At 68.8% G+C, this 23,715-nt stretch carries 23 protein-coding genes and 2 pseudogenes; 10 read left to right on the top strand and 15 right to left on the bottom strand.

Going from position 1 to position 23,715, the window contains the following annotated elements; translation table 11 throughout:
- Positions 1-4: 4 nt before the first annotated feature.
- Positions 5-586 carry a DUF1707 SHOCT-like domain-containing protein gene (locus ACXDF8_RS10540; protein ID WP_457223192.1) on the bottom strand — a complete coding sequence of 194 codons (582 nt, stop codon included), beginning with the start codon at positions 584-586 and terminating at the stop codon, positions 5-7.
- A gap of 63 nt (positions 587-649) precedes the next feature.
- On the opposite strand from ACXDF8_RS10540, the gene ACXDF8_RS10545 reads away from it, so the two are divergent.
- The gene (locus tag ACXDF8_RS10545) at positions 650-1,039 is read left to right on the top strand and encodes a Rieske (2Fe-2S) protein (protein WP_457223193.1); all 390 of its coding nucleotides are present in this window, start codon (positions 650-652) and stop codon (positions 1,037-1,039) included.
- Positions 1,040-1,052: 13 nt separating this feature from the next.
- Here the strand turns inward: ACXDF8_RS10545 and ACXDF8_RS10550 are convergent.
- The 7 genes and pseudogenes from ACXDF8_RS10550 to dxr form a co-directional block, all read right to left on the bottom strand.
- Positions 1,053-1,151: pseudogene (locus ACXDF8_RS10550) on the bottom strand (nitronate monooxygenase); the annotation flags it as partial.
- Positions 1,152-1,236: 85 nt separating this feature from the next.
- Positions 1,237-1,491, bottom strand: a pseudogene (locus ACXDF8_RS10555) (class I SAM-dependent methyltransferase); the annotation flags it as partial.
- A gap of 50 nt (positions 1,492-1,541) precedes the next feature.
- Positions 1,542-3,365: a penicillin-binding transpeptidase domain-containing protein gene (locus ACXDF8_RS10560; protein ID WP_457223194.1), complete on the bottom strand. Its 1,824-nt coding sequence runs from the start codon at positions 3,363-3,365 to the stop codon at positions 1,542-1,544.
- A gap of 75 nt (positions 3,366-3,440) precedes the next feature.
- Positions 3,441-4,295 (bottom strand): GNAT family N-acetyltransferase, encoded by an 855-nt coding sequence (locus ACXDF8_RS10565; protein ID WP_457223195.1) that lies wholly within the window; start codon positions 4,293-4,295, stop codon positions 3,441-3,443.
- 46 nt (positions 4,296-4,341) lie between these two features.
- Positions 4,342-5,481: a flavodoxin-dependent (E)-4-hydroxy-3-methylbut-2-enyl-diphosphate synthase gene (ispG, locus tag ACXDF8_RS10570; protein ID WP_457223196.1), complete on the bottom strand. Its 1,140-nt coding sequence runs from the start codon at positions 5,479-5,481 to the stop codon at positions 4,342-4,344.
- 47 nt (positions 5,482-5,528) lie between these two features.
- On the bottom strand, positions 5,529-6,767 hold the full coding sequence (locus ACXDF8_RS10575; protein ID WP_457223197.1) for a M50 family metallopeptidase: 1,239 nt from the start codon (positions 6,765-6,767) through the stop codon (positions 5,529-5,531).
- On the bottom strand, positions 6,764-7,942 hold the full coding sequence (dxr, locus tag ACXDF8_RS10580; protein ID WP_457223198.1) for a 1-deoxy-D-xylulose-5-phosphate reductoisomerase: 1,179 nt from the start codon (positions 7,940-7,942) through the stop codon (positions 6,764-6,766). Before dxr ends, ACXDF8_RS10575 begins: the two co-directional genes overlap by 4 nt.
- A gap of 187 nt (positions 7,943-8,129) precedes the next feature.
- On the opposite strand from dxr, the gene ACXDF8_RS10585 reads away from it, so the two are divergent.
- The 6 genes from ACXDF8_RS10585 (at position 8,130) to ACXDF8_RS10610 (ending at position 15,676) form a co-directional block, all read left to right on the top strand.
- Positions 8,130-9,107: an iron ABC transporter substrate-binding protein gene (locus ACXDF8_RS10585; protein ID WP_457223369.1), complete on the top strand. Its 978-nt coding sequence runs from the start codon at positions 8,130-8,132 to the stop codon at positions 9,105-9,107.
- The gene (locus ACXDF8_RS10590; RefSeq protein WP_457223199.1) at positions 9,108-10,682 is read left to right on the top strand and encodes an ABC transporter permease; all 1,575 of its coding nucleotides are present in this window, start codon (positions 9,108-9,110) and stop codon (positions 10,680-10,682) included.
- Positions 10,679-11,749, top strand: a complete 1,071-nt coding sequence (locus tag ACXDF8_RS10595) for an ABC transporter ATP-binding protein (protein ID WP_457223200.1) — start codon at positions 10,679-10,681, stop codon at positions 11,747-11,749. The genes ACXDF8_RS10590 and ACXDF8_RS10595 overlap by 4 nt, the downstream gene beginning before the upstream one ends.
- Before the next feature lie 13 nt (positions 11,750-11,762).
- Positions 11,763-14,228 (top strand): AMP-binding protein, encoded by a 2,466-nt coding sequence (locus ACXDF8_RS10600; protein ID WP_457223370.1) that lies wholly within the window; start codon positions 11,763-11,765, stop codon positions 14,226-14,228.
- A gap of 100 nt (positions 14,229-14,328) precedes the next feature.
- Positions 14,329-14,991 carry a fasciclin domain-containing protein gene (locus tag ACXDF8_RS10605; protein ID WP_457223201.1) on the top strand — a complete coding sequence of 221 codons (663 nt, stop codon included), beginning with the start codon at positions 14,329-14,331 and terminating at the stop codon, positions 14,989-14,991.
- A gap of 79 nt (positions 14,992-15,070) precedes the next feature.
- Positions 15,071-15,676 (top strand): fasciclin domain-containing protein, encoded by a 606-nt coding sequence (locus ACXDF8_RS10610; RefSeq protein ID WP_457223202.1) that lies wholly within the window; start codon positions 15,071-15,073, stop codon positions 15,674-15,676.
- A gap of 61 nt (positions 15,677-15,737) precedes the next feature.
- Here ACXDF8_RS10610 and ACXDF8_RS10615 read toward each other — a convergent pair whose 3' ends face one another.
- Genes ACXDF8_RS10615 through ACXDF8_RS10635 form a run of 5 tightly spaced genes read right to left on the bottom strand, consistent with a single transcriptional unit; the run spans position 15,738 to position 18,641 of the window.
- On the bottom strand, positions 15,738-16,415 hold the full coding sequence (locus tag ACXDF8_RS10615; protein ID WP_457223203.1) for an energy-coupling factor ABC transporter permease: 678 nt from the start codon (positions 16,413-16,415) through the stop codon (positions 15,738-15,740).
- 15 nt (positions 16,416-16,430) lie between these two features.
- Positions 16,431-16,763: a nitrile hydratase accessory protein gene (locus tag ACXDF8_RS10620; RefSeq protein ID WP_457223204.1), complete on the bottom strand. Its 333-nt coding sequence runs from the start codon at positions 16,761-16,763 to the stop codon at positions 16,431-16,433.
- Positions 16,760-17,380 carry a nitrile hydratase subunit alpha gene (gene nthA, locus ACXDF8_RS10625; RefSeq protein WP_457223205.1) on the bottom strand — a complete coding sequence of 207 codons (621 nt, stop codon included), beginning with the start codon at positions 17,378-17,380 and terminating at the stop codon, positions 16,760-16,762. The genes ACXDF8_RS10620 and nthA overlap by 4 nt, the downstream gene beginning before the upstream one ends.
- Positions 17,377-18,120 carry a nitrile hydratase subunit beta gene (gene nthB / locus ACXDF8_RS10630; RefSeq protein ID WP_457223206.1) on the bottom strand — a complete coding sequence of 248 codons (744 nt, stop codon included), beginning with the start codon at positions 18,118-18,120 and terminating at the stop codon, positions 17,377-17,379. Before nthB ends, nthA begins: the two co-directional genes overlap by 4 nt.
- Positions 18,117-18,641: a DUF1097 domain-containing protein gene (locus ACXDF8_RS10635; protein ID WP_457223207.1), complete on the bottom strand. Its 525-nt coding sequence runs from the start codon at positions 18,639-18,641 to the stop codon at positions 18,117-18,119. Before ACXDF8_RS10635 ends, nthB begins: the two co-directional genes overlap by 4 nt.
- Positions 18,642-18,890: 249 nt before the next feature.
- Here ACXDF8_RS10635 and ACXDF8_RS10640 point away from each other — a divergent pair, with 249 nt between their 5' ends.
- Positions 18,891-19,898, top strand: coding sequence for a GlxA family transcriptional regulator (locus ACXDF8_RS10640; protein WP_457223208.1), 1,008 nt, complete (start codon positions 18,891-18,893; stop codon positions 19,896-19,898).
- Here the strand turns inward: ACXDF8_RS10640 and ACXDF8_RS10645 are convergent.
- Together ACXDF8_RS10645 and puuE are read right to left on the bottom strand one after the other, a co-directional pair.
- The gene (locus ACXDF8_RS10645) at positions 19,848-20,903 is read right to left on the bottom strand and encodes a GlxA family transcriptional regulator (protein ID WP_457223209.1); all 1,056 of its coding nucleotides are present in this window, start codon (positions 20,901-20,903) and stop codon (positions 19,848-19,850) included. The genes ACXDF8_RS10640 and ACXDF8_RS10645 overlap by 51 nt on opposite strands.
- Positions 20,904-20,984: 81 nt before the next feature.
- Positions 20,985-21,908, bottom strand: a complete 924-nt coding sequence (gene puuE / locus ACXDF8_RS10650; RefSeq protein ID WP_457223210.1) for an allantoinase PuuE — start codon at positions 21,906-21,908, stop codon at positions 20,985-20,987.
- 100 nt (positions 21,909-22,008) lie between these two features.
- Here puuE and ACXDF8_RS10655 point away from each other — a divergent pair, with 100 nt between their 5' ends.
- A complete protein-coding gene (locus tag ACXDF8_RS10655; RefSeq protein ID WP_457223211.1) occupies positions 22,009-23,358 on the top strand; it encodes a cryptochrome/photolyase family protein in 1,350 nt (449 codons plus the stop codon).
- Positions 23,359-23,419: 61 nt separating this feature from the next.
- Positions 23,420-23,674: a DUF2631 domain-containing protein gene (locus tag ACXDF8_RS10660; protein ID WP_457223212.1), complete on the top strand. Its 255-nt coding sequence runs from the start codon at positions 23,420-23,422 to the stop codon at positions 23,672-23,674.
- Positions 23,675-23,715 lie beyond the last annotated feature (41 nt).

Here is a 23,715-nt window from a genome sequence, read left to right on the forward strand (position 1 = left end):
CAGCCTAGTGGCGGCGCAGCAGTGGCCGCTTGGGGCCACGGACGTTGACCGACCCCATCACGACGCGACCGGTGAGCACCACGTGCGGGGTGCCCTCCGCCGGGGCGTCCTTACGCCGGTCCCTGGCGCTGCCCGCGTAGACGGTGACGTCGTCGATCGAGGCGCTGGCACCATCGGGCAGCCGCAGTTCCAGCGAGCCGCGCACCAGGTCGAGTTCGATGACGACGACCGGCCCGGCGAAGCGGGCGGCGGTGAGGTCGAGTTCCACCGAGCCGACCCGTCGCACCAAGGCCAGCCTGGTTGGAACGGTCCACTCGCCGTGCCGCTTGAGCGACCCCAGCCAGCCGCGCAGTTCGACCCGGTCGGCCGCCGAGGTGACGATGGCGCCCGGGCCCGGCAGGTCGTCGACCAGCACCTCCAGATCGGCGTGCATCCGGGCTGCCGACACCTGTGCGGAACGCTCCTCGAATTCGCCGATATCGATCAATCCCAGCGCGACGGCGTTGTGCAACCGCCGCAGGGTCCCGTTGCGGTCGGCATCGGACACGCGCAGCGCGGGTGTGTGGTCGAGTCCGGTCATAGCCATTCCACGGTACCTGTTCGCCCTGGCCAGACGTCCCTGTCGGCGGCCCTCGGCTAGCCTGGGCCGATGTTTGCCTTGCCGCGCCGGACCGTCCTGATCGGGGCCGCCGTCGCGCCGATTGCCGCCTGCAACTCCAACACCGGTGAGCTCACCGCGTCGCCGACGACGATGGCGCCGGGTCAGATGCTGGCAGCCACCGCCGACATCCCGGTGGGCTCGGGCAAGGTCGTCGGCGACACCGTGGTCACCCAGCCCACCGCCGGGGTGTTCGAGGGGTTCGTCGCCCGCTGCACGCACGCCGGCTGCAAGCTGCCATCGGTCACCGACGGCACGCTGAACTGCCCATGCCACGGCAGCCAATTCGGTCTCGACGGCGCGGTGCTACGCGGGCCCGCGGTGGCGCCACTGGCTCCGGTCGCGGTAAGAGTCCGGGGCAGCGAGATCGTCGCCGGCTGACTCAGAATCGGGCCGCGGCGGCGGCCGACCGGGCGTCAGAGCTGCCACCGGCGGCGATCAGGGGACGATCGACCTGTTCGGCAATCAGCGGCAGCAGCACCATGGCGGACGCCCTCGGGCGTGCGCGTTTCGATGACGCCAAGGCCACCGGCCTCGGAAACCGCCGCGGCCAGCGTTGCTCTCGCGAGGTAGGTCGGGCAGCCGAGCAGGTACTTCATATAGCGGTCGTAGACCTCTTCGGACTGGACGGCCACGGTTTCGTCCCTGTGCGCCTGCAGCGCCGCTGACCAGCGGTCGAGCGTCGTGGGGTAGTGCGACTGCAGCGATTGGAACCGGGTGACGGTGAAACCGGGCTTGACGGCGTGCGCCCCGACCATTCGCACCGACGGCAGCCGGCCGCCCGGGAAGATCTCGGTCATCATGAACTTGCAGAACCGGGCCATGTCGAAGGTCGAGGATGTTACGGCCTGGCGCCGCGCGACGTCAGCCGCGCCCCGAGCGTTCAGGCCAGGTAGTCGGCGGGCAACTCGCTCAGCATCATCTTGACCATGCGCACGGCGTACTCCGAACTGCCGCCGCCGACGATCAGCGCCGAGAACGCCAGATCGCCGCGGTAGCCGGTGAACCAGGCGTGCGAGCCGCCGTCGAACTCGGCCTCCCCTGTCTTGCCCCGCACGTCACCCATGTCGTTGATGTCCTTGGCGGTGCCGTTGGTCACCACCAGCCGCATCATCGAGCGCAGTCCGTCGAGCATCACCGGGGTGATCGGCGGGTGGTCACCGGTCTGGGTCGTCTGGCTGCCGACGATCAGGTGTGGGTCGGGCGTCTTACCCGCGGCTACCGTGGCCGCGGCCAGGGCCATCCCGAACGGCGTGACGAGCACCTTGCCCTGCCCGAAACCGTCCTCGGTGCGTTCGGCGAGGTTGACCGTCGGGGGGACCGTGCCGGTCACCGTGGTCAGGCCGGCGATGTTGTAGTCCGGGCCGATGCCGTACTGGGAGGCCGCGACCGTCAGCGCCGTGGGGGGCATCCGGCTGGCCAGCTCGGCGAAGGTGGTGTTGCACGAGTTGGCGAAAGCCTTGGACATCGAGACGGTACCGAGATCGAACTTGTTGTAGTTCGGGATCGTGCGCTGGCCGATATCGATCTGCCCGGGGCAGCCCAGCAGCGTGTTGGGGGTCGCCATATCGCGGTCGATGGCGGCGCCGGCGGTGATGATCTTGAATGTCGAGCCGGGTGGATAGAGGCCGGTAGTGGCGGCGGGGCCGTCGGCGTCGGCAGCCGCGTTCTGGGCCACCGCGAGGATCTCTCCGGTCGAGGGTTTGATCACGACCAGCATCGCCTTACGGCCCTGGGTGTCGACCGCGTGCTGGGCGGCGTTCTGCACCGAACGGTCCAGCGTGATCGAGACGGACGGCGCCGGGGTAGGCGCCACCTCGTGCAGAACGTCGACCTCGGCGCCGTTCTGGTTGACGCTGACCACCCGCCAACCGGCTTCGCCGTCGAGCTGATTGATGACTGCCTTCTTGACCTCGCTGATGATCGCCGGCGCGAAGTGGTCGTCGGTGGGCAGCAGATCAGCCTGCGGGGTAACGACGACACCGGGCAGCGCGTCCAGCGCCGGGCCGACCTTGTCGTGATCGGCGGGACGCAGCGTGATGAGGTCCAGCGGAGCGCTCGAGGAGCTGGCCTGCTCGGCCAGCCGCTGTGGGTCCAGGGTGTTGTCGAACTGGCGCAGCTGGTCGGCGACCACCCGCGAGGTCGCCATCAGGTCGGGGCCGGCTTTGGCGGCGTCGAGCTGGTAGCGGTACAGGTTGCCCGGCGCCAGCACGTCGCTGCCGCCGAGTTCGTTGACCGATGCGCGCCGCGGCGGATCCGCCCGCAGCAGGAACCGCTGGTGCTCACCGAGTTTCGGATGCAGTCCCGCAGGGGTCCAGCGCACATGCCAGGCGCCCTCGTCGCGGATCATCTGCAGCACGCCGTCGTAGGTCCAGGTCCGCTTCTTCGGCAGCTGCCAGGTGAAGCGGTAGTTCACGCTGCCGGTGTCCTCGGTGTAGCGCGAGCCGAGGATCTGCGCGTCGAGGTGGGTGGCCTGCAGGCCGGCCCAGGCCTCGTTGAGCGCAGACTGTGCGTCATCTGGCCGGTCGGACAGTTTGGCGGCAGCCGCCGTGTCGCCCTTGGTCAGGTCGGCGAAAAACTGTTCGGCGGCCGGAGTCGGACCGTCCGGGCGCGGGGTGCAGGCGGACAACGTCGCCGATGCCGCCACCACCATCACGGCCGACAGAACGCCTGTGACTCGTGTTGCCAATGAGGTGCAAGTAGCCATTGGGACAGATGTTATGAGTCCGTGACCGCAACGCGACGGAGGCGCACCGCGGACGTGCCGACCAGTCGGGGACGGTCAGTCCAGAAGGACGGTCGCGAACATCCCCACCTCGGCGAAACCCACCCGCGCGTAGGCGGCGCGGGCGACGGTGTTGTAGCTGTTGACGTAGAGGCTGGCGATGCGTCCGCCGTTGACCACCGAGGCCGCTACCGCGGCGGTGCCCGCCGTCCCCAGCCCGTGGCCGCGCCACTCGGGATGCACCCAGACCCCCTGGATCTGGCCGACCACCGGTGACTGCGAACCCACCTCGGCCTTGAACACCACCTGGCCGTGCTCGAAGCGGGCGTAGGCCCGGCCCGCGGCGATCAGGCTGGCGACCCGGCGGCGATACCCTCGGCCGCCGTCGCCGATCCTCGGGTCGATGCCCACCTCACCGATGAACATGTCGATGGCCGCCACCAGGTAGGCGTCGAGCTCGTCGACCCGCACCCTGCGCACGGCGGGATCCGCCGGACACGACGGCTCGATGCCCAGCGCCATCAGCGGCTGGCGGTCACGCACGTCACGCGCCGGACCCCAGGCGTGCTGCAGGCGATCCCACATCGGCAGCACCAAGTCGGAGCGGCCGACCAGTGAGGAACAGCGCCGCGCGGCACTCATCGCCTTGTCGGCGAACGCGTGCAGATCGGACGGAGCGCCGCGCAACGGAATCAGGTTCGCCCCGGCGTAACACAACGATTCCTCGGCCCCACGGCGCGTCCACAACTCGCCGCCGATCGCCTGCGGCTCGACCCCGTGCTCGGCCACCCGGGCGGCCACCATGCACGAGCCCACCGGGTCGTCGGCCAGGACCCTGCCCACGGCTGCCGCGTCGCGCACAACCGAAACCCGGCGCTCGTCGACTAGGCGGAACAGTGGCGGAGCCGACATGGGCGTTACTTTCTGCGGTATGAGAAACCGCTGTGCGGTTACCCCCTCAGCTTACGGTGACGACCGGTGAACCGCTGGCAGATGCATCCGTGCCGCGTTGCTGCTCGGCAAGTCGCATCGCCTCTTCGATCAAGGTCTCCACGATCAGCGCTTCCGGCACGGTCTTGATGACCTCCCCCTTGACGAAGATCTGGCCCTTGCCGTTGCCGGAAGCCACCCCGAGATCGGCCTCCCGGGCCTCACCCGGACCGTTGACGACGCAACCCATCACCGCCACCCGCAGCGGCACGTCGAGGCCGTCGAGCCCGGCGGATACCTCGTTGGCCAGCGTGTAGACGTCGACCTGGGCGCGCCCACACGACGGGCAGGACACGATTTCCAGTCCGCGGGGGCGCAGGTTCAGCGACTCCAGAATCTGGGTGCCGACCTTGACCTCCTCGACCGGCGGCGCCGACAGCGAGACCCGGATGGTGTCGCCGATGCCACGCGAGAGCAGCGCACCGAAGGCGACCGCCGACTTGATGGTGCCCTGAAACGCCGGGCCCGCCTCGGTCACCCCGAGATGCAAGGGATAGTCAGACTTTTCGGCCAGCAGCTCGTAGGCGGCGACCATCACGACGGGGTCATTGTGCTTGACACTGATCTTGAGTTGGGAGAACCCGTGCTCCTCGAACAGCGAGGCCTCCCAGAGCGCGGATTCGACCAGGGCCTCGGGGGTCGCCTTGCCGTACTTCTCCAGGAAACGCTTGTCCAGCGAGCCGGCGTTGACGCCGATGCGGATCGGGATGCCCGCGGCACCCGCGGCTTTGGCCACCTCAGCGACCCTGCCGTCGAACTCCTTGATGTTGCCCGGGTTCACCCGCACCGCCGCACAGCCGGCGTCGATCGCGGCAAAAATGTACTTGGGCTGGAAGTGGATGTCGGCGATCACCGGGATGTTGCTCTTCTTGGCGATCGCCGCCAGCGCGTCGGCGTCTTCCTGACGCGGACAGGCCACCCGCACGATGTCGCAGCCGGCCGCGGTCAGTTCGGCGATCTGCTGCAGAGTCGCGTTGACATCGTGGGTCTTGGTGGTGCACATCGACTGCACCGAGATCGGGTAGTCGCTGCCGACACCGACGTCGCGCACCATGAGTTGGCGGGTCTTACGCCGCGGCGCCAGCACAGGTACCGGCGGGGCAGGCATGCCCAGTCCTATCGAAGTCACTCGTTCATCTCCAAACTTCGGGCTGACTACTGGAACAGTCGAATCGGATTGACCAGGTCGGCGGTCACGGTCAGCAGCATGTAGCCGACTACCACGACGAGGATCACGTAAGTGGCGGGCATCAGCTTCAGGTAGTTGACCGGCGCGGCGGCGACCTTGCCGCGCGCGGACCGGACCAGGTTGCGGAGCTTCTCGAACACGGCGATCGCGATATGGCCGCCGTCGAAGGGCAGCAGCGGCACCAGGTTGATCGCCCCGAGCACGAAATTGAGCTGGGCCAGGAAGAACCAGAACGCCACCCACAGGCCGTGATCGACGGTGTCGCCGCCGATGATGCTGGCGCCGACGACGCTGATCGGTGTCTCCGGGTCCCGTTCGCCGCCACCGATGGCGTGCACCAGCGCACCGACCTTCGTGGGGATGGCAGCCAGCGACTTGCCCAGCTCGACGGCCAGGTCACCGGTGAACACGAAGGTGGCCGGCACGGCGGTCAGCGGGTTGTACTGCGTCGGCGGGAACGTGGCGGCGGCCACCCCGACCGCTCCGACGTTGGTGGGAACGGGTTCGGCGCCCTTGTCCTTGGCAGCGAACCGCTGCGTCGGCGTGACGTCGACGGTGGTGGTGAACTCGCGGGTGGCACCGTTCTCGCTGCGCTGCACGACGAACGGGGTCGGACCGGAGGCCTTGCGGACCGCGGTGACCATCTCGTCGAAATTCTTCACCTCGGTGCCGCCGACCTTGAGCACGACGTCACCCGCCTTGATACCGGCCAGCGCGGCCGGGCCGGGCCCGGTGCAGTCGCCGAGCTTGCCCTTGGTGACTTCCGGTGCGACACATTGGGTTTCGCCGACGACCGCAGTGGTCGGCGCGTGCAGGTTGGGCAGACCCCAGATGACGGCGATCGCGTAGACGAGCACCAGGCCGATCAGGAAGTTCATCGCCGGACCGGCGAAGAGCACCGCGACCCGCTTCCAGGTCTTCTGTCGGTACATCGCATACGGCCGGTCTTCGGGAGCCAGCTCCTCCACCGAGGTCATGCCGGCGATGTCACAGAACCCGCCGAGCGGAACGGCTTTGACGCCGTACTCGGTGTGACCCAGCCGGTTGGGCCGCATGGTCGACCACAGCGTCGGGCCGAACCCGACGAAGTAGCGCCGCACCTTCATCCCGGTGGCACGCGCCACCCACATGTGGCCGCATTCGTGCAGGGCCACCGACAGCAAAATGGCGAGCGCGAACAGCACGATGCCGATAGCGAACATCATCGGTGTGAACTGACCTCCTGTGTGACGGCCGTGCGGGCTCGCTGCCGGGCCCAGCGCTGCGCGTCAAGTACCTCTTCCACGGTAGCCGGTTCGGCGGCCCACTGGTCGGCGGCGTGCAGGACGTCAGCGATTGTTCGCACGATCGCCGGAAACCCGATGCGGCCGGCCAGGAAGGCCTCGGCAGCCTCCTCGTTGGCGGCGTTGTAGACCGCGGGCAGGCAGCCGCCGGCCTGTCCGGCGTGGCGAGCCAGGTCGACAGCCGGGAATACCGCGGCGTCCAGCGGCTCGAAATCCCAGCGGGACGCGGTGCTGAAGTCGCAGGCGGCAGCGGCGCCGGGCACCCGGTCCGGCCAGCCCAGCGCCAGCGAGATCGGCAGCTTCATGTCCGGCGGGCTGGCCTGGGCGATCGTCGAGCCGTCGGCGAACGTCACCATCGAGTGCACGATCGACTGCGGGTGCACAACGACATCGATGCGGTCGTAGGGCACGTCGAACAGCAGGTGCGTCTCGATGAGTTCGAGGCCCTTGTTGACCAGCGACGCCGAGTTCAGGGTGTTCATCGGGCCCATGTTCCAGGTCGGATGGGCACCGGCCTGCTCGGGCGTGACCGACTCCAGGTCGGCGGCCGCCCACCCGCGGAACGGGCCACCGGAGGCGGTCAGCACCAGCCGGGCGACCTCCTCATCGCGCCCCGAGCGCAGGCACTGGGCCAGCGCCGAATGCTCGGAGTCGACGGGCACGATCTGACCGGGGCCGGCGGCTTTGACCACCAACGGCCCCCCGGCGACCAGAGATTCCTTGTTGGCCAGCGCCAGCCGCGCGCCGCTGGCCAGCGCGGCCAGCGTCGGCTCCAACCCGAGTGCCCCGACGAGCGCGTTGAGCACGACGTCGACTCCGGTGGTTTCGGCGGCGGCCTCGACCAGCCGGGTGGCGGCGTCAGCACCGCGGAAGGAAACGTCACCCACTTTGTCGGCGGCGGCCTCGTCGGCGACAGCGATGTTCGCCACGCCGGTCGCCGCGCGCTGCCGGGCCAGCAGGTCGGGGTTGCCCCCGCCGGCTGCCAACCCGACGACCTCGAAGCGGTCCGGGTTCTCGGCGATGACCTCCAGCGCCTGGGTTCCGATCGAACCGGTGCTGCCCAGAATCAGGACCTTCGAGCGGTGGGTGGGGCTCACCGAACCAATTGTGCCGCCTCCGGCGGCTGGGCTGGTCATCGAACCCACGGCGGGTAGGCGGGTAGGCGGGTAGGAAGGGATCGACCGGTGCGCGACCAGGTATATGGTTAGCCAACCCTTGGCACCCAACGGAAGGGCTCGCATGCTCAGCTGCCGAAACGCGCTGCGGACGGCCTCGGCACTCCTGATGGCCCTGCTGCTGGCCCTGGCCGGCACCGCATGCTCGTCGAGCGGCGGTGAGGAACTGCTGGTGTACAACGCCCAGCACGAGTCGCTGACCAAGGAGTGGATCGACGCGTTCACCAAGGCGACCGGCATCAAGGTCACCTACCGCCAGGGCGGCGACACCGAACTGGGCAACCAGCTGATCGCCGAGGGTGCCAAGTCACCTGCCGACGTCTTCCTCACCGAGAACTCCCCCGCGATGGCCGCCGTCGAACGGGCCGGCCTGTTCGCCCCGATCGACGCCACGATCGCCGCCAACGTGCCGCAGCAGTTCCGGCCCGCCAGCAATGCCTGGACCGGCGTGGCGGCTCGCACCACCGTGTTCGTCTACAACCCCGCCAAGCTGTCCGCAGGCCAGCTGCCCACCTCGCTGCTGGACCTGCAGCGCCCGGAGTGGAAGGGCCGCTGGGGCGCGCCGCCGACCAAGGCCGACTTCCAGGCCATCGTCGCCGCGCTGCTTCAGCTGAAGGGTCCGGCGGCCACCGAGCAGTGGCTCGTCGGGATGAAGGCCAATGCCGTCGTCTACTCCGACAACATCGCCACGCTGCGCGCGGTCAACAACGGCGAGGTCGCCGGCGGGGTGATCTATCACTACTACTGGTTCCGCGATCAGGCCAAGACCAAGGAGATGAGCGGCAACACCAAGCTGCACTACTTTGGCGGTCAGGACCCGGGCGCGTTCCTGAGCCTGTCCGGCGGTGGGGTGCTCAAGTCGAGCAAGAAACAGGACCAGGCGCAGCAGTTCCTGGAGTTCATCACCGGCAAAGCCGGCCAGGAGGTCCTGGAGAACGGCACGTCGTTCGAGTACCCGGTGGCCAGCGGCGTGCCCGCCAACCCGGCGCTGGTTCCGTTGACCAAGCTCGACGCGCCCACTGTCGACCCGTCCACCCTCGATGCCAAACAGGTGTCGGACCTGATGACGCAGGCGGGCCTGTTGTAGGTGTCCCTCGTCCGCCAAGCGCCGCCACGACCGACGGAGAACCGACCGGGTTCGCGCCGTCGGCCCGGCCCGCTGTCGGCCACCGTGGTGGCGGCCCTGGTCGCGGTGACGTTCGTCCCGCTGGGCTACGTCGGGTGGGCGTTCGTGACCACCGGGCCGCAGCGGGCCGCCGAGCTGCTGCTGCGGCCTCGCGTCGGCGAATTGCTGGTGAACACTCTCGGACTGGTCCTCGTCACGGTCCCGCTCTGTGTGGCCCTCGGGATCGGGGCGGCCTGGCTCGTCGAACGCACCGACGTCCCGGGCCGGGCGTTGTGGCGGCCTCTTCTGGTGACACCGCTGGCGGTTCCGGCGTTCGTGAACTCCTACGCCTGGGTCGGTCTGGTGCCGAGCCTGCACGGGTTCAGCGGTGCGGTGTTGGTGACGACGCTGTCCTACTTCCCGTTCGCCTACCTGCCTGCGGCCGCCACCCTGCGCCGACTCGACCCGGCCGTCGAGGAGTCGGCGCGCGCGCTGGGCTCGGGCTCGGCCGCGGTATTCGCGCGAATCGTGTTGCCGCAGTTGCGGTTGGCCATCCTCGGCGGCGCGCTGCTGATAGCGGTGCACCTGCTCGCCGAGTACGGTGCGTTCGCCATGCTGCGGTTCGACACCTTCACCACCGCGATCTTCGAGCAGTTCCAGGCGACGTTCGACGGCGCGGCCGGCTCGATGCTCGCCGGCGTGCTGGTGGTGTTATGCCTGGCGCTGCTGGTGGCCGAGGCCGCCGCCCGCGGGCGGGCGCAGTTCGCCCGGGTCGGCTCGGGGGCGCCCAGGCCCGCCACCACCCTTGCGGTCGGTGCCATGCGGATTCCCGCGCTGGCCGGTCTGGTCGCGGTGGCGGTGCTGGCGTTGGGTGTGCCGGCATGGACCATCCTGCGCTGGTTGTGGATCGGTGGTATCGAGGTCTGGGCGCTCGACGACGTCAGCGTCGCGCTGCTCCAGACCATCGGACTGGCCGCCGCGGGTGCGCTGGCCGCCACGCTGCTCGCCTATCCCGTTGCCTGGGTGGCAGTTCGGACCAGCGGCCCGCTGGCCCGCGTCGTCGAAGGCGCCAACTTCCTGACCAGTTCACTGCCCGGAATCGTGACCGCACTGGCCCTGGTGACGGTGGCCATCCGGGTGGCTCCCCCGCTGTACCAGACGGTGACGCTGCTGGTCTCCGCCTACGTCCTGATGTTCATCCCGCGGGCCCTGGTCAGTGTGCGAGCCGGCCTGGCGCAGGTCCCGGTCGGCCTGGAGGAAGCGTCGTCGACGCTCGGCGCACCGCCGGCGGTGACGTTCGCCCGGATCACGATGCGGCTCACCGCCCCCGCGGCCGCCTCCGGTGCGGCGATGGTGTTCGTCGCGGTCGCGACCGAACTGACCGCCACGCTGCTGCTGGCGCCCACCGGTACCCGAACGCTGTCGATGCGGTTCTGGTCGCTGGCCTCCGAGCTGGACTACGCAGCGGCCGCTCCGTATGCGGCCATCATGATCGTGTTGGCCCTGCCGGTCACCATGCTGCTGGTCCGGCAGTCGTCGAAGGTGGCAGCGCTATGAGCATCCAGCCGACCAATCAGCTCCAGACCCGTGCGGTGACAAAGTCATTCAACGGCGTCACGGTCCTGGACAACCTTGACCTCGACATCGCCGCGGGCAGCATCACCACCGTGGTCGGACCGTCCGGCTGCGGAAAGACCACCTTGCTGCGGATCATCGCCGGGTTCGAGACACCGGACTGCGGCACGGTCACCCTGGCCGGACGGCAGGTCGCCGGACCGGACGGCAGCGTTGCCCCCCATCGGCGCGGCATCGGCTACGTCGCGCAGGACGGCGCGCTGTTCCCCCACCTGACCGTCGGGCAGAACGTCGCCTACGGCCTCAAGGGCGGGCTGCGCAAGCACGAGGTGCGTGAGCGGGTTTACGAGTTGCTGCGCACGGTGTCGCTGGCCGAAGCGTTGGCCTCGCGGCGCCCGAGCGAGCTCTCCGGCGGCCAGCAGCAGCGGGTGGCACTGGCCCGTGCGCTGGCCCGCAAACCGCCCCTCATGCTGCTCGACGAACCGTTCAGCTCGCTGGACACCGGTTTGCGTGCGGCCACCAGAAAGGCGGTGGCACAAACCCTTTGCGAGGCCGGAGTGACCACTCTGCTGGTCACTCACGACCAGGAGGAGGCGCTGTCGATCGCCGATCAGGTGGCCGTCATGAGCGGGGGACGGTTCACCCAGGTGGGCACGCCGCAGGCCGTGTATCTGCGCCCCACCACCCGGTTCACCGCCGAGTTCCTCGGTGATTGCGTGTTCCTGCCCTGCACGGTGAGCGACGGCGTCGCCGACTGCATGCTGGGCCGGCTACCCGCCGGGGCGGTCGCCGACGGGACGGCGACGATGTTGCTGCGGCCCGAGCAGCTGCAGGCGAGCGTGGTGGCCGACGACGTCGCCGACGCCGGACTGGGCACGGTGATCGGCGCCGAGTTCCTCGGCCCGGATGTCCTGCTGACCATCGAGCCTGCGGGTGCCGGTGCCCCGATCACGGTGCGCCAGCACAGCTTCGGCTGCCCCGAGGTCCATGCCAAGGTCAATATCGAACTGCTCGGCACGCCGGTCATCTTCGAGGACAGCGGTGCGTGAACTGATCCTCCGGATGGTCGCCTACGGTGACCGTCCCGCCGTGCTGACCGATGCTGAGACCCTGACCCACCGCGAGCTCGCCGACCGCGCAGCGGCGGTGGGCGAGGTGCTCGGCGACGGCCGCAAGCTCGTACTGCTGGAGACGAGCAACACCGTACCCGGCCTGGTGGCCTACCTCGGTGCGCTGAGCGCCGGCCATGTCGTGATGCCGGTGCCACCGACGGCAGACCACACCGCGCTGCTGGCCACCTACGATCCCGACGTGGTCGTCGAGGCGACCGGAGCCATGCGACACCGGGCGACAGCACCCCGCCACGACCTGCACCCCGATCTGACGCTGCTGCTGAGCACGTCGGGCAGTACTGGCTCCCCCAAGCTGGTTCGCCTGTCCGCGGACAATCTGCGGTCCAACACCGCCGCGATCGCCGAGTATCTGGGGATCACCGAAAATGACCGTGCCGCAACCACATTGCCCATGTCGTACTGCTACGGGCTGTCGGTGGTGCACAGCCACCTGTGGCAAGGCGCCGCGTTGGTGCTCACCGAGCGATCGGTGGCCGACGACGAGTTCTGGGCGCTATTCACTCGCCACGGCGCGACCAGCTTCGCCGGCGTGCCGTACACGTTCGAACTTCTCGACCGGATCGGCCTGGATACCCTCGAGCTGCCGACGCTGCGCTGCATCACCCAGGCCGGCGGACGCCTGAACCCGGAGTCGGTTCGCCGCTACGCGAGACTGGGAGCGCAACGCGGTTTCGACCTCGTGGTGATGTACGGCGCCACCGAGGCCACCGCCCGAATGGCGTATCTGCCGCCCGAACTCGCCGAGACCCACCCCGACGCGATCGGCCGGCCGATACCGGGAGGCCGCTTCACGCTGGCGCCGCTGGAGGGCTTCACCGATCCGGACGTCGGCGAGCTGGTCTACCACGGGCCCAATGTCATGATGGGCTACGCCCATTCGCTCGCCGACCTGGCCGCGGGTCCCGCCGTGGGGGCACTGCACACCGGCGACGTCGCCCGCCACCTCGGCGACAACATCTATCAGGTCGTCGGCCGGCTCGACCGGTTCGTCAAGCTCTACGGGTTGCGTATCGACCTGCAGCGGGTGGAGTCCGCCGTCGAGAAGCCCGGCGCCCAGACCATGTGCACCGCAGCCGACGGCCGGCTCGTGGTCGCCGCCGCGGGCCGCGTCGACGCCGGCGAACTGCGGCGGCGGGCCGCCGCGGCGGCCGGGCTGCCCGCGGCTGCGGTACGCGCGGTGGCACTGCCGGAGCTGCCGGTGTTGCCGTCGGGAAAACCCGACTACTCCACCCTGCGCACCCTGGTCGCCGACCGGGAGCCGCCCGCTCCCGGCGGGGTGCGCGCATTGTTCGCCGACGTGCTGCATGTCCACGAGCACACGCTGACGCCGTGCAGCACCTTCGTCAGCCTGGGCGGTAACTCGCTGTCCTATGTGGTTCTGTCGATCCGGCTCGAACGGCTGGTGGGCCGCCTGCCGTCGGATTGGCAGAACCGCACCATCGCCGAGTTGGAGTCGCTCGGCCGGCCTTCCGGCCCGCGCTGGGGTGCGCTGCTGGAGACCAGCGTGGCGTTGCGGGCGGCGGCCATCGTGCTGATCGTGGGCTCGCACGCGGGACTGTTCGAGCTGTGGGGCGGTGCTCACATCCTGCTGGCCGTCGCCGGTTACAACTTCGGCAGGTTCTGCCTGGCAAGCCCGTCGCGGCGCCAGCGGGTGCGGCACCTGGTCGACACGATCGCGTGGATCGCCGTCCCGTCGATCGCCTGGATCGCCTTCGCACTCGTGGTTACCGATGACTATGCGCCGACGAATCTGGTGCTGCTGCAGAAAGTTCTGGGCCCGGATGACAGCATGACCGCGGGCCGACTGTGGTTCGTCGAGGTAGTGGTGTGGATTCTGGTGGCGCTGACCGCAATCTGCTGGCTGCCCCTGTCTGATCGGCTGGAACGCCGCTACCCGTTCGGGTTCGCGGCGGCGTTTCTGGCGATCGGCCTGGCCGTGCGTTACGACCTGCCCGGGTTCGGCCTGGGTCACGAGGCGTGGTTCACGGTACTGGCGTTCTGGTTCTTCGCCGCCGGGTGGGCCGCGGCCAAGGCCACCGCGCTGTGGCAGCGGGGGGTGGTGAGCGCCGTGCTGCTCGTCGCGGTGACGGGATACTTCGGCAACGGCCACCGTGAGGCCCTCGTCGGTGCCGGCATCATGCTGCTGATCTGGGTGCCCGCGCTGCCGTTTCCCGCCGCGCTGACGCGCGCCGCGGGGGTGGTCGCCGATGCCTCGTTGTTCATCTATCTGACCCACTTCCAGGTCTATCCCTTGTTCGGCCATCCCCTGGCCGGTGTTCTCGCCTCGGTCGTGGTCGGCGTCGGGGTGGCTCGCGCCGTCTCGGTCCTCCGCAGCCGGCCCGGCCCGCGGGCCGGGCTCCGCCGCCGGCCCACCCCAGTTGTGACGCGTTTGTGACCTGGCCGGTCCCGGACCAGTCCATCCGGGCCCGCACGCCGAATCCCTTGTGCAATCCCGATCAAGACGCGGTCGGTCCACGACAGACAAGGGAGTCACCATGGGAGTTCACCGCACAGCACTGACGGCAACCGGAGTTGCCCTGGCCGCCGTTGTGCTTTCGGCGTGTTCGTCGACCAGCACCACCGCAAGTTCGGAGACCTCGTCGACGCAGGCGAGCGCCACGTCGTCGGCGATGACCACCACGTCTGCCGCGGCGGCTCCGGCCGGTGACCTCGTCGGTGCGGGTTGCGCGGCGTACGCCGAAAAGGTACCCACCGGCCCCGGCTCGGTCTCCGGCATGGCGATGGCCCCGGTGACGGTGGCGGCCGCCAACAACCCCATGCTGACCACCCTGACGTCGGCCCTCTCGGGCCAGCTCAACCCGGACGTCAACCTGGTCAAGACCCTCGACGGCGGCCAGTTCACGGTCTTCGCACCCACCGACGAGGCCTTCGCGAAAATCGATTCCGCCACCATAGACAAGCTCAAGACCGATTCCGATCTACTGACCTCGATCCTGACCTACCACGTGGTTCCCGGTCAGGCCGCTCCCGCGCAGGTCGCCGGAGAGCACAAGACCGTTCAGGGTGCGAGCCTGACCGTCACCGGATCCGGCGACGGCCTCAAGGTCAACGGCGCCGGCGTGGTGTGCGGCGGCGTCAAGACCGCCAACGCGACGGTGTACATGATCGACACCGTGCTGATGCCGCCGGCCCAGTAGTCCCGAGCCAATACCCTCACGCGCCAAAACCCTTTGTCGCAACCAATTTTCGCACACACTCTCCCGAGAGGAATACACAATGATCACGAGGAAGCACCAGAAGGTAAGTGCGATGGCCGGACTCGCCGCGGCCGCGGCCCTCGGCATGTCGCTGGCGGTCAGCCCCACCGCCGTAGCCGACGACCACGGCTCCAGCCTGGTCGGACCCGGCTGCGCGGCCTACGCCGAACAGGTACCGACCGGTCCCGGCTCGGTCGCGGGGATGGCGATGTCGCCGGTGGCGGTGGCAGCGTCTAACAACCCGCTGCTGACGACGCTCACCGCCGCGGTGTCGGGCAAGCTCAACCCGAACGTCAACCTGGTGGACACCCTCAATGGCGGTGAATTCACCGTGTTCGCTCCCACCGACGCTGCGTTCGCGAAGATCGATCCGGCGACCATCGAGGCGCTGAAGACCAACTCGGATTTGCTGACCTCGATCCTGACCTATCACGTGGTGCCCGGTCAGGCGAGCCCCGCCCAGGTGGTCGGCACGCACAAAACCGTGCAGGGCGCGGATCTGACGGTCACCGGTTCCGGGAACCACCTTCAGGTCAACGGGGCCAACGTCGTGTGCGGCGGCGTCAAGACCGCCAATGCCACGGTGTATCTCATCGACACCGTGCTCATGCCGCCGGCCCAGTAGCCGGCACGCACGAAAGGCCGCGTCCTGGTGCAGGAGGCGGCCTTTCGGCGTCAGCGGGTCGTCAGGCGGGGTTGAACAGTCGCGGCTCCAGCCACGCACCGTTGCGCACGCGTTGCCCGGCCTTGGCTGCCGCCAGGACGGCGAGGTCGGCCAGCGGCTCCAGGACGATCACCGACATGTAGGCAACCCCGAAGGTCGCGACGCTGGCGATCGTGTGGGCGGAGAAGCCTTCACCGTAGATCGCCCAGAACGTCACCCAGGACACGATTCCGGCCTGGTAGGTGGTGGACAGCGTCAGCGCCTGGCGGTAGGTCAGGTCGACGTAGCGGGTCTGCGGCGCGATGATCCTGCCCGCGACGTACCGCAGCGCGAACAGCGGCACCAACAAGGTGGTGACGTTCATGCCGTATTGCGGAAGGTCGAAGGGGGCGAAGAACATTCCCTGGACCAGCAGGCCAAGGGCGAGCCCGACCGCCGCCGGGGCGGCCCCGAACAGCAGGAACAACGTGGAGCCGAGGATCAGGTGCACTTCGGAGACACCCACCGCCACGTGGGGGAACACCTGGAAGAAGACGAACACCAGCGCCGTCGACGCCGTCGCACCGACCATCAGCGATGCCGCACCCCGTTCCTTGACATGCTTGACCGCCACGCTCAGCAGGTATGCGCCGGCACCGCCGGCGGTGAGGTAACTCAGGACGATCTTGGGTCCTTCGACGATTCCCGGCTCGATGTGCATTGTGGATCCTTTCGGTCAGTGGTCGTGTTCGGCGGCGTGGATGGCACGGTTGCCACGGTCGGCGTGGTCACCGTCGTCGGTCAGCACGGGCGCGGTCAGCAAATGGTGTTGTTCGACGACATGATCGAGGGCTGCCAGCCAGTGGTCGTAGTACTGCCAATCACCGCGCGCGTTGTCCGGGGCGGCTTCCCAGGCTCCGATCGTGTCGATGAGACTCTGCTGGAATTCACTCCACGGATAGTGGCCGAATTCCGACAGTGCCAGGGCCAGCCCGAAGGCCCGGCGCTGCCATTCCTGGTCGAATGACGGAGCGGCCTGGTCGGTGGTGCAGGTTGCGTGCAGTTTCATGCCGGCTGCCCCGCTTTCGCCACGCCCATCATCGATTCGGTGGTGACCAGATCCATCAGCTGTTCGTCGGTGAAACCCTCCGTGCCACTGGGACGCTCGGGGATCACGAACCAACGGGAGTGACCGCTGGAGTCCCAGACCTTGATCTCGGTATCCTCGGGCAGCTCGACTCCGACCTCGGCGAGCACGGTACGCGGTTCCCGCGCCGCTCGCGATCGGAACACCGGGTCCTTGTACCAGTACGGGGGCAGGCCAAGCACCGGCCACGGGAAGCACGAGCACAGCGTGCAGATCACCAGATTGTGGATTCCCGGAGCGTTGGCGACGGCTTGCAGATGCTCGCCTTCGGCTCCCGCCATCCCCTCGGGCAGATCCAACTCGGCGAGCGCGGCGGGTGTGTCGGCGACGACGCGGGCGGCGAAATCCGGGTCGGTCCAGGCCTTCACGACGATCTTCTTGCCGTTCAGCGGTGTCATCTCGGACTCGAAGTACGCCAGCACCTTGTCCACCGTCTGGCCGGTGATGACGCCCTTCTCGATCAGCAGGCGCTCCAGTGCGGCGACCCGGTCCGCGCTGGAGCGCTCCCGGTCGGCCGGGTAGGCGAATTGTTCACTCACTGATCCTCCTCGACGGGTTGGAGATAGGCCTCGAACAGCTCGGCGTAGAGGGTGTTAGCGCCGGGCTCGGCACGCACCCCCCACAGCTCGGCCGGTGTGAATTCGACGATGTAGATCGGCATCGGGTCGCCGATGCCGTCACCGGTGTGGACGAAGTAGCCGTAATCGCCCTCGAACACCCGCTGCACCGTCCCAGTCCGGCCCCGCAGATAGCCGGGCAACCTGGTGTGCGCACCGGCTGGGACGTCGGTAATACGAACCTGTTCACCGACCGAGAACGTCGGATGTGCCACGTCGCGGCGCGGGCTGTCGCCACGCCGTAGGTAGTCGATCACCTGGTCGTCGATCGCGGGGTCACCGCCTTCGCTGCCATCACGGCTGGGCTCGGCCGCGCCGAGGCGGGCCGCGATCTCCTCCTCGGACAGATAGCCCTTGTCGAGGAAGAACTGGGTGATCCCACCGAGCCACTTCTCGTAGTAGCGGAACTTGAAGTAGTCGAACGGATTCATGGCCTCGGCACCCGTTCGCAACGACGCCCATGTCCACTCGTCGGAGAAGTTCGTGGGCACCTGCGCGATCGGATACGCCGGCAGTGCCTCACCGAGGTGGTTGCTCAACCCCATCATGGCAACGTGGATCCCGAAGATCCGCTTCTCCCATTCTTCGACGAAGACCCGCGTCTCGAGCGTCAGCGGCTCGGGCAGTCCCTCGAGTCCGCCGAGGTAGTGCTGCAACTTCATGCCGTCGCACCTTCCGTATCGGGACGGCCCGCCGGGGCCGTCCTGGTTATGACATTGGCGAGGTATTCCGAGACGATCCCGAACGTCGCACCGAGCACACATGCGCACGCGGCGACCAGGCCCGGGTGCGAAATACTGGTCGCGGTGATCAGCTGTCCAGTTCCCGCGACCGTGGAGACCGTCGAGGCGAACCCCACCACCACCGCCGGCGTGGTGGACAGCAGCCCGATCCAGGACGCCTGCACCATGAGCGCGCTGCCCACGCCCACGGCGATCGACGTGGCGGTCAGTGAGCCGCCGAGCAGATAGGCCGCATACAGGCTGGCGCAGGCGATGACGACCCCCACCAGGTTCGACAGCACCGAACGCAACCAGCCGGCCGGGCCCCCGCCGACGAAGAAGAACGACCCCCACGCCAGGAACACCACCCAGATCGGAACGGTGATCACGGTGGCCGTGAACGCCACCGCGATCCCGCCGAGCACACCGATGCTCAACGTCAGCGCAGTCCGTGAATCCATACCCTTGCACCTCCTGTGTCCGCGGCTGGCCGCGGCCGGTCTCCGGCGTTGATATTCGAACGACACTGGCCAACGTTGACCGGATGGTGTTTCCTCTTGGTAAATCATGGTTTTCGAACACGCACGGATGTGGACACGTCGCGCGCAGAACAAGCCATCACCTCGCGGGGGCGGACCGACACGGACAGATCGGGCGAAATTCCGGACATCGCCGCGCGCCGGCCGGCCGAGCACCGCGACGCTCTGGGAATGCGTCGTCCCACTCAGCGTGCCGCCCGGCCGGTGGTGGTGCTGGTGTCCGACGGCGTTCGGATGTTCGACCTCACCGGCGCGCTGGAAGTATTCGAGGTGGCAGCCAATCTCGGCTGCGAATACTCCGTCGCACTGCACTCCTGCGGAGATTCCCGCACGGTCGGGTGTTCCTCGGGCGTTTCGCTCGACGTGGCCCCAGTGGCCGAGCTGACGGAATGCCCTGACACACTGCTGATTCCGGGCGCCGAGAGCTTCGTCGCCGTCGGTGTCCCGGCCGCTCTGCGGCATCTGGTCCGCACGCGGGCGTCAGCCGCGCGACGCATCGCCTCGGTCGGCACCGGCACGTTCGCGCTCGCCGCGGCGGGTCTGCTCGACGGTTGCCGGGCCACCACCCACTGGCGACATCTGGACACCTTGGCCGCTGAGCACCCGTCGACGATCGTGGACCGCGAATCGGTGTACACCCGCGACGGCGAGCTATGGACGTCGGCAGGAGGCGCGGCGGGTGTCGATCTGGCGCTGGCATTGGTCGCCGACGATTACGGCAGCGACGTCGCGGCCGCGATCGCCAAGGACCTGGTGGTGCTCAGCCGGCGTCTGGAGGGTCATCCGCAGATCTCGGTGGCCGCCCGGACCCCGCGGCCCAAACATCCCGGGCTGGAGCGGTTGACGGCCACGGTGAACGCCGACCCGGCCGGCGACTACGAACTAGACACTGTGGCAGCGCAACTCGGTCTGAGCCCTCGGCATCTGGCCCGGTTGTTCAAGTCGCAGGTCGGGGTGACGCTGCGCCAGTATGTCCACGAGGTGCGGCTGGAGAACGCCGTCGGCCTGGTGCTGGCCGGAGAGTCGTTCCACGCCGCCGCCCGCCGCAGTGGTCTGCGGTACGGGGCGCGGGTGCGGGATCATCTGGCGACGTACCGGGCACGCACCACCCGGAATCCACCTCGGGTTCTAGGCGCCGATACCGGTGGTGCGGAAGCGGTTTCGGTATACGCCGGGTGACACCCCGAGGTTGCGCCGGAAGGTGCGCCGCATCGTGTCGGGGGTCCCGAATCCCGCCATCCGTGCCACGGTGTCCTGGCTGTGGTCAGCCGTCGCCAGCAGGACCTTGGCGGCTTCCAGACGGGCCGCCTCGACGAACCGGGCCGGGGTCATCCCGACCTGGTCACGAAACATCCGCACCAGATGTCGCTCACTGACCGCGGCGCGCACCGCCATCGCCGCGATCGAGTGGTCGGCGCCCGGATCGGCGATCACCGCATCGGTGATCTCGCGCAACCCACCCGACGCCGGCGGTGCCGAGTCGGCCCACACGCTGAACTGAGCCTGCCCGCCGGGCCGTTGCAGGAACACCACCATCCACCGCGCCACCCGGCGCGCCACAGCGGGGCCGTAGTCGCTTTCGACCATGGCAAGCGCCAAGTCGATGCCTGCGGTGATGCCGGCACCGGTGACGAAGGGACCGTCCTGGACGAACAGCGAGTCCGGGTCGACCTGCACCCCCGGATACCGGCGGGCCAAGGTTTGGCAGTGCGCCCAGTGCGTGGTGGCCCGACGGCCCTCCAGCATCCCGAGATTGGCGAGGATGAACGCCCCGGTGCACACCGAGGCGACCCGGCGGGCCCGGGGCGCCAGCCGGCGCACCATCTCCACGGCATCCGGGACGGTGTCGGGGGTCGGTTCTTCGGGGATGTCGTGGACACCCGGCGTGAACGCGAAATCGGCGGGCACCCCACCGGGCACCACCAGCGTGTCGATCGTCGCGGGCGCCTCGGCCAGCGACACGTCCACGTCCAGTTTCGCGTAGGCGGTCGTGCCCACGCGCGCACCCGTTGGCGAGGCCAGCAGGACCGTGTAGTTCGCGCCGAAGTCGTTGGCGCGCGCGAAGATTTCCAGCGGCGCGGCTACGTCTTGCAAGGTCACCTTGTCGTAGAGCGCGAACACGACGATCCGGGGCGCACGGGCGCCCGAGCCGCTCGCCTGCTGGCCCCGCGAATCGTCGGCCACGGTCCTAGGTGCCGCCCTTCGGTGATCGTCGTGCCGCCGAATGTAATGGACTGCTGTTACCTCGACATTGCGCCGCGGCGATTATCGAGCCGGCGGTGGGAACCGCTCGATCCAGTGCCGGGCGATGTCCACCCGGCGGGTGATCCACACCTTGTCGTGGGACTGCACGTGGTCCAGGAAGCGTTCCAGCGCGGCGGTGCGGCCCGGGCGCCCGGCCAGCCGGCAGTGCAGTCCGATCGACAGCATCTTCGGGGCACCCGCGGCGCCCTCGGCGTACAACACGTCGAAAGCGTCACGCAGGTGGGCGAAAAACTGCTCCCCAGAAGGGAACCCGCCAGGGATGACGAAGCGCATGTCATTGGTGTCCAGCGCGTACGGGACCACCAGGTGGTCAGTGCCGTCGACTCGTGTCCAGTACGGCAGGTCGTCGGCATAGGAGTCGGAGTCGTAGAGAAAGCCGCCGTGCTCGACCACCAGTTGGCGGGTCTGCGGCGAGTCACGGCCGGTGTACCAGCCCACCGGCGCCGAGCCCGTCAGCTCGGTGAGCACCCGCACCGCCTCGGCCAGGTGCGCGCGCTCGACGTCCGGCTCGACCGTCTGGTAGCTGATCCAGCGCAGGCCGTGACAGGCGATCTCGTCACGACGAGCGGCGAAGGCCGCGACCGCCTCGGGGTTGCGGGCCAGCGCCATCGCGACGCCGAAGACGGTCAGCGGCAGGCCCCTCCGGTCGAAGACCCGCAGCACTCGCCACAGGCCGGCCCGGGAGCCGTACTCGTAGAGCGATTCCATGCTCATGTGACGGTTCGGGAATGGTTGGGCACCAGAGATTTCCGATAGGAAGATCTCCGATGCCGGGTCACCGTGCAGGACGGTGTTCTCGGCACCTTCCTCGTAGTTGAGGACGAACTGTACGGCGATGTTGGCCTCACCGGGCCACTGCGGATTCGGCGGGTGGGGCCCATAGCCGACCATGTCGCGGGGATACTGCACGGGGCCGTCGGTCATGGCTGCATTCTGGCAGGCGCCGGCCGTGCCGGCCCGGCACGCGGCATCGCGCCCGCTTTCCCCGGGGTCGGACTCGCCCGCGACAAGGCAGCATGGAACCATGCCGTCCACACTGCTGTGGTTTCGCCGCGATCTGCGGCTGACCGACCTGCCGCCGCTGCTGGAGGCCGCCGCCGGCGGTGCCGAGGTGCTGGCGTGCTTCGTGCTGGATCCACGGCTGGAGAAATCCGCCGGCCCGCGCCGGCTGCAGTACCTCGGCGACGCGCTGCGTGCGGTGTCCGGTGCACTCGACGGCCGGTTGCTGATCACCAGGGGGCGCCCGGAAGAGCGGATTCCCGCACTGTGCCGGGCCGTCGACGCGCAGGCCGTGCATGTCTCGGCCGATTTCAGCCCGTTCGGCGTGCGGCGCGACGAGGCGGTGGCCGCTGCGTTGGCCGACGCCGCCGTGACGTTGCAGCCCACCGGCTCGCCGTATCTGGTGTCGCCGGGCCGGGTCACGAAGGACGACGGGACGCCGTACAAGGTGTTCACGCCGTATCTGGCCAGGTGGCGCGAGCTCGGCTGGCGGGCGCCCGCGGCATCGGCCAAGGCGGCGGTGAACTGGATCGACCCGGCGGACCTACCCGCGTCGATCACGCGGGTGGACCCGCCCGACCCGGGGGCGACGCTCGACATCGACGCCGGCGAGCCGGCGGCATTGCGCCAGTGGGCCGACTTCGTCGAGTCCGGCTTGGCCGACTACGCCGAGGACCGCAACCGTCCCGACAAGCCCGGGACCAGCCGGATGTCGGCTCACCTCAAGTTCGGTGCCATCCACCCCCGCACCATGGCGGCCGATTTGAATTTCCGTGCCTCCGGGCCCGACGCCTATCTGCGGGAGCTCGCCTTCCGCGACTTCTATGCCGACGTGCTGCGGGAGTGGCCGGACAGCGCGTGGTGGAACTGGAATCGCCGCTACGACGCGATCGAGGTCGACACCGACGAGGCCGCCACCGCGGCCTTCGAGGCTTGGAAACAGGGCCGCACCGGATTTCCAATCGTCGACGCCGGCATGCGCCAGCTGCGCGAGACCGGCTTCATGCACAACAGGGTGCGGATGATCGTCGCCTCGTTCCTGGTCAAGGATCTGCATTTGCCCTGGCAGTGGGGCGCGCGCTGGTTCCTCGACCAGCTGGTCGACGGTGATGTGGCGAACAACCAGCACGGCTGGCAGTGGTGCGCGGGGTCGGGGACCGACGCGGCGCCGTATTTCCGGGTGTTCAACCCGACGGCGCAGGGCGAGAAGTTCGACCCCGACGGTCATTACGTGCGGCGGTGGGTGGCGGAGCTGGCCGATGTCGCCGACGTGCACAAGCTCAAGGGTGGCCGGCCGGCGGGGTACCCCGATCCCGTCGTCGATCACGCCGCCGAGCGCGTCGAAGCGCTGCGACGCTACGGCCGGATCGGCTGAGCCCACGCCGGGCCGATGTGCCAGAATGACCCGAGTTGCCGATCTTTCGACAGGAGCCGCAATGGTGAGTACCGAGGTGGAGCGTTACACGGAAGTCGACCCCGCCGACGTGCCTTCTGCTGCCTGGGGTTGGAGCAAGATCAACTACCGCACCTGGTACGCGGCCGGCATCTTCGTCGTGGTGTTCCTGCTGGCGATGCTGCGGGGCAACCACGTGGGCCACGTCGAGGACTACGTGCTGATCGTCTTCGCGGTCCTGGTTGCCGGCGTGATCATCCGCGACTGGTGGGGCCGCCGCCGCGGCTGGCTGCGCTAGCCGGTTCTGCGCCGACTTCGACGTTTTGTCGCGATTTGCTC

It is taken from the genome of Mycolicibacterium sp. CBM1, from assembly GCF_054073305.1.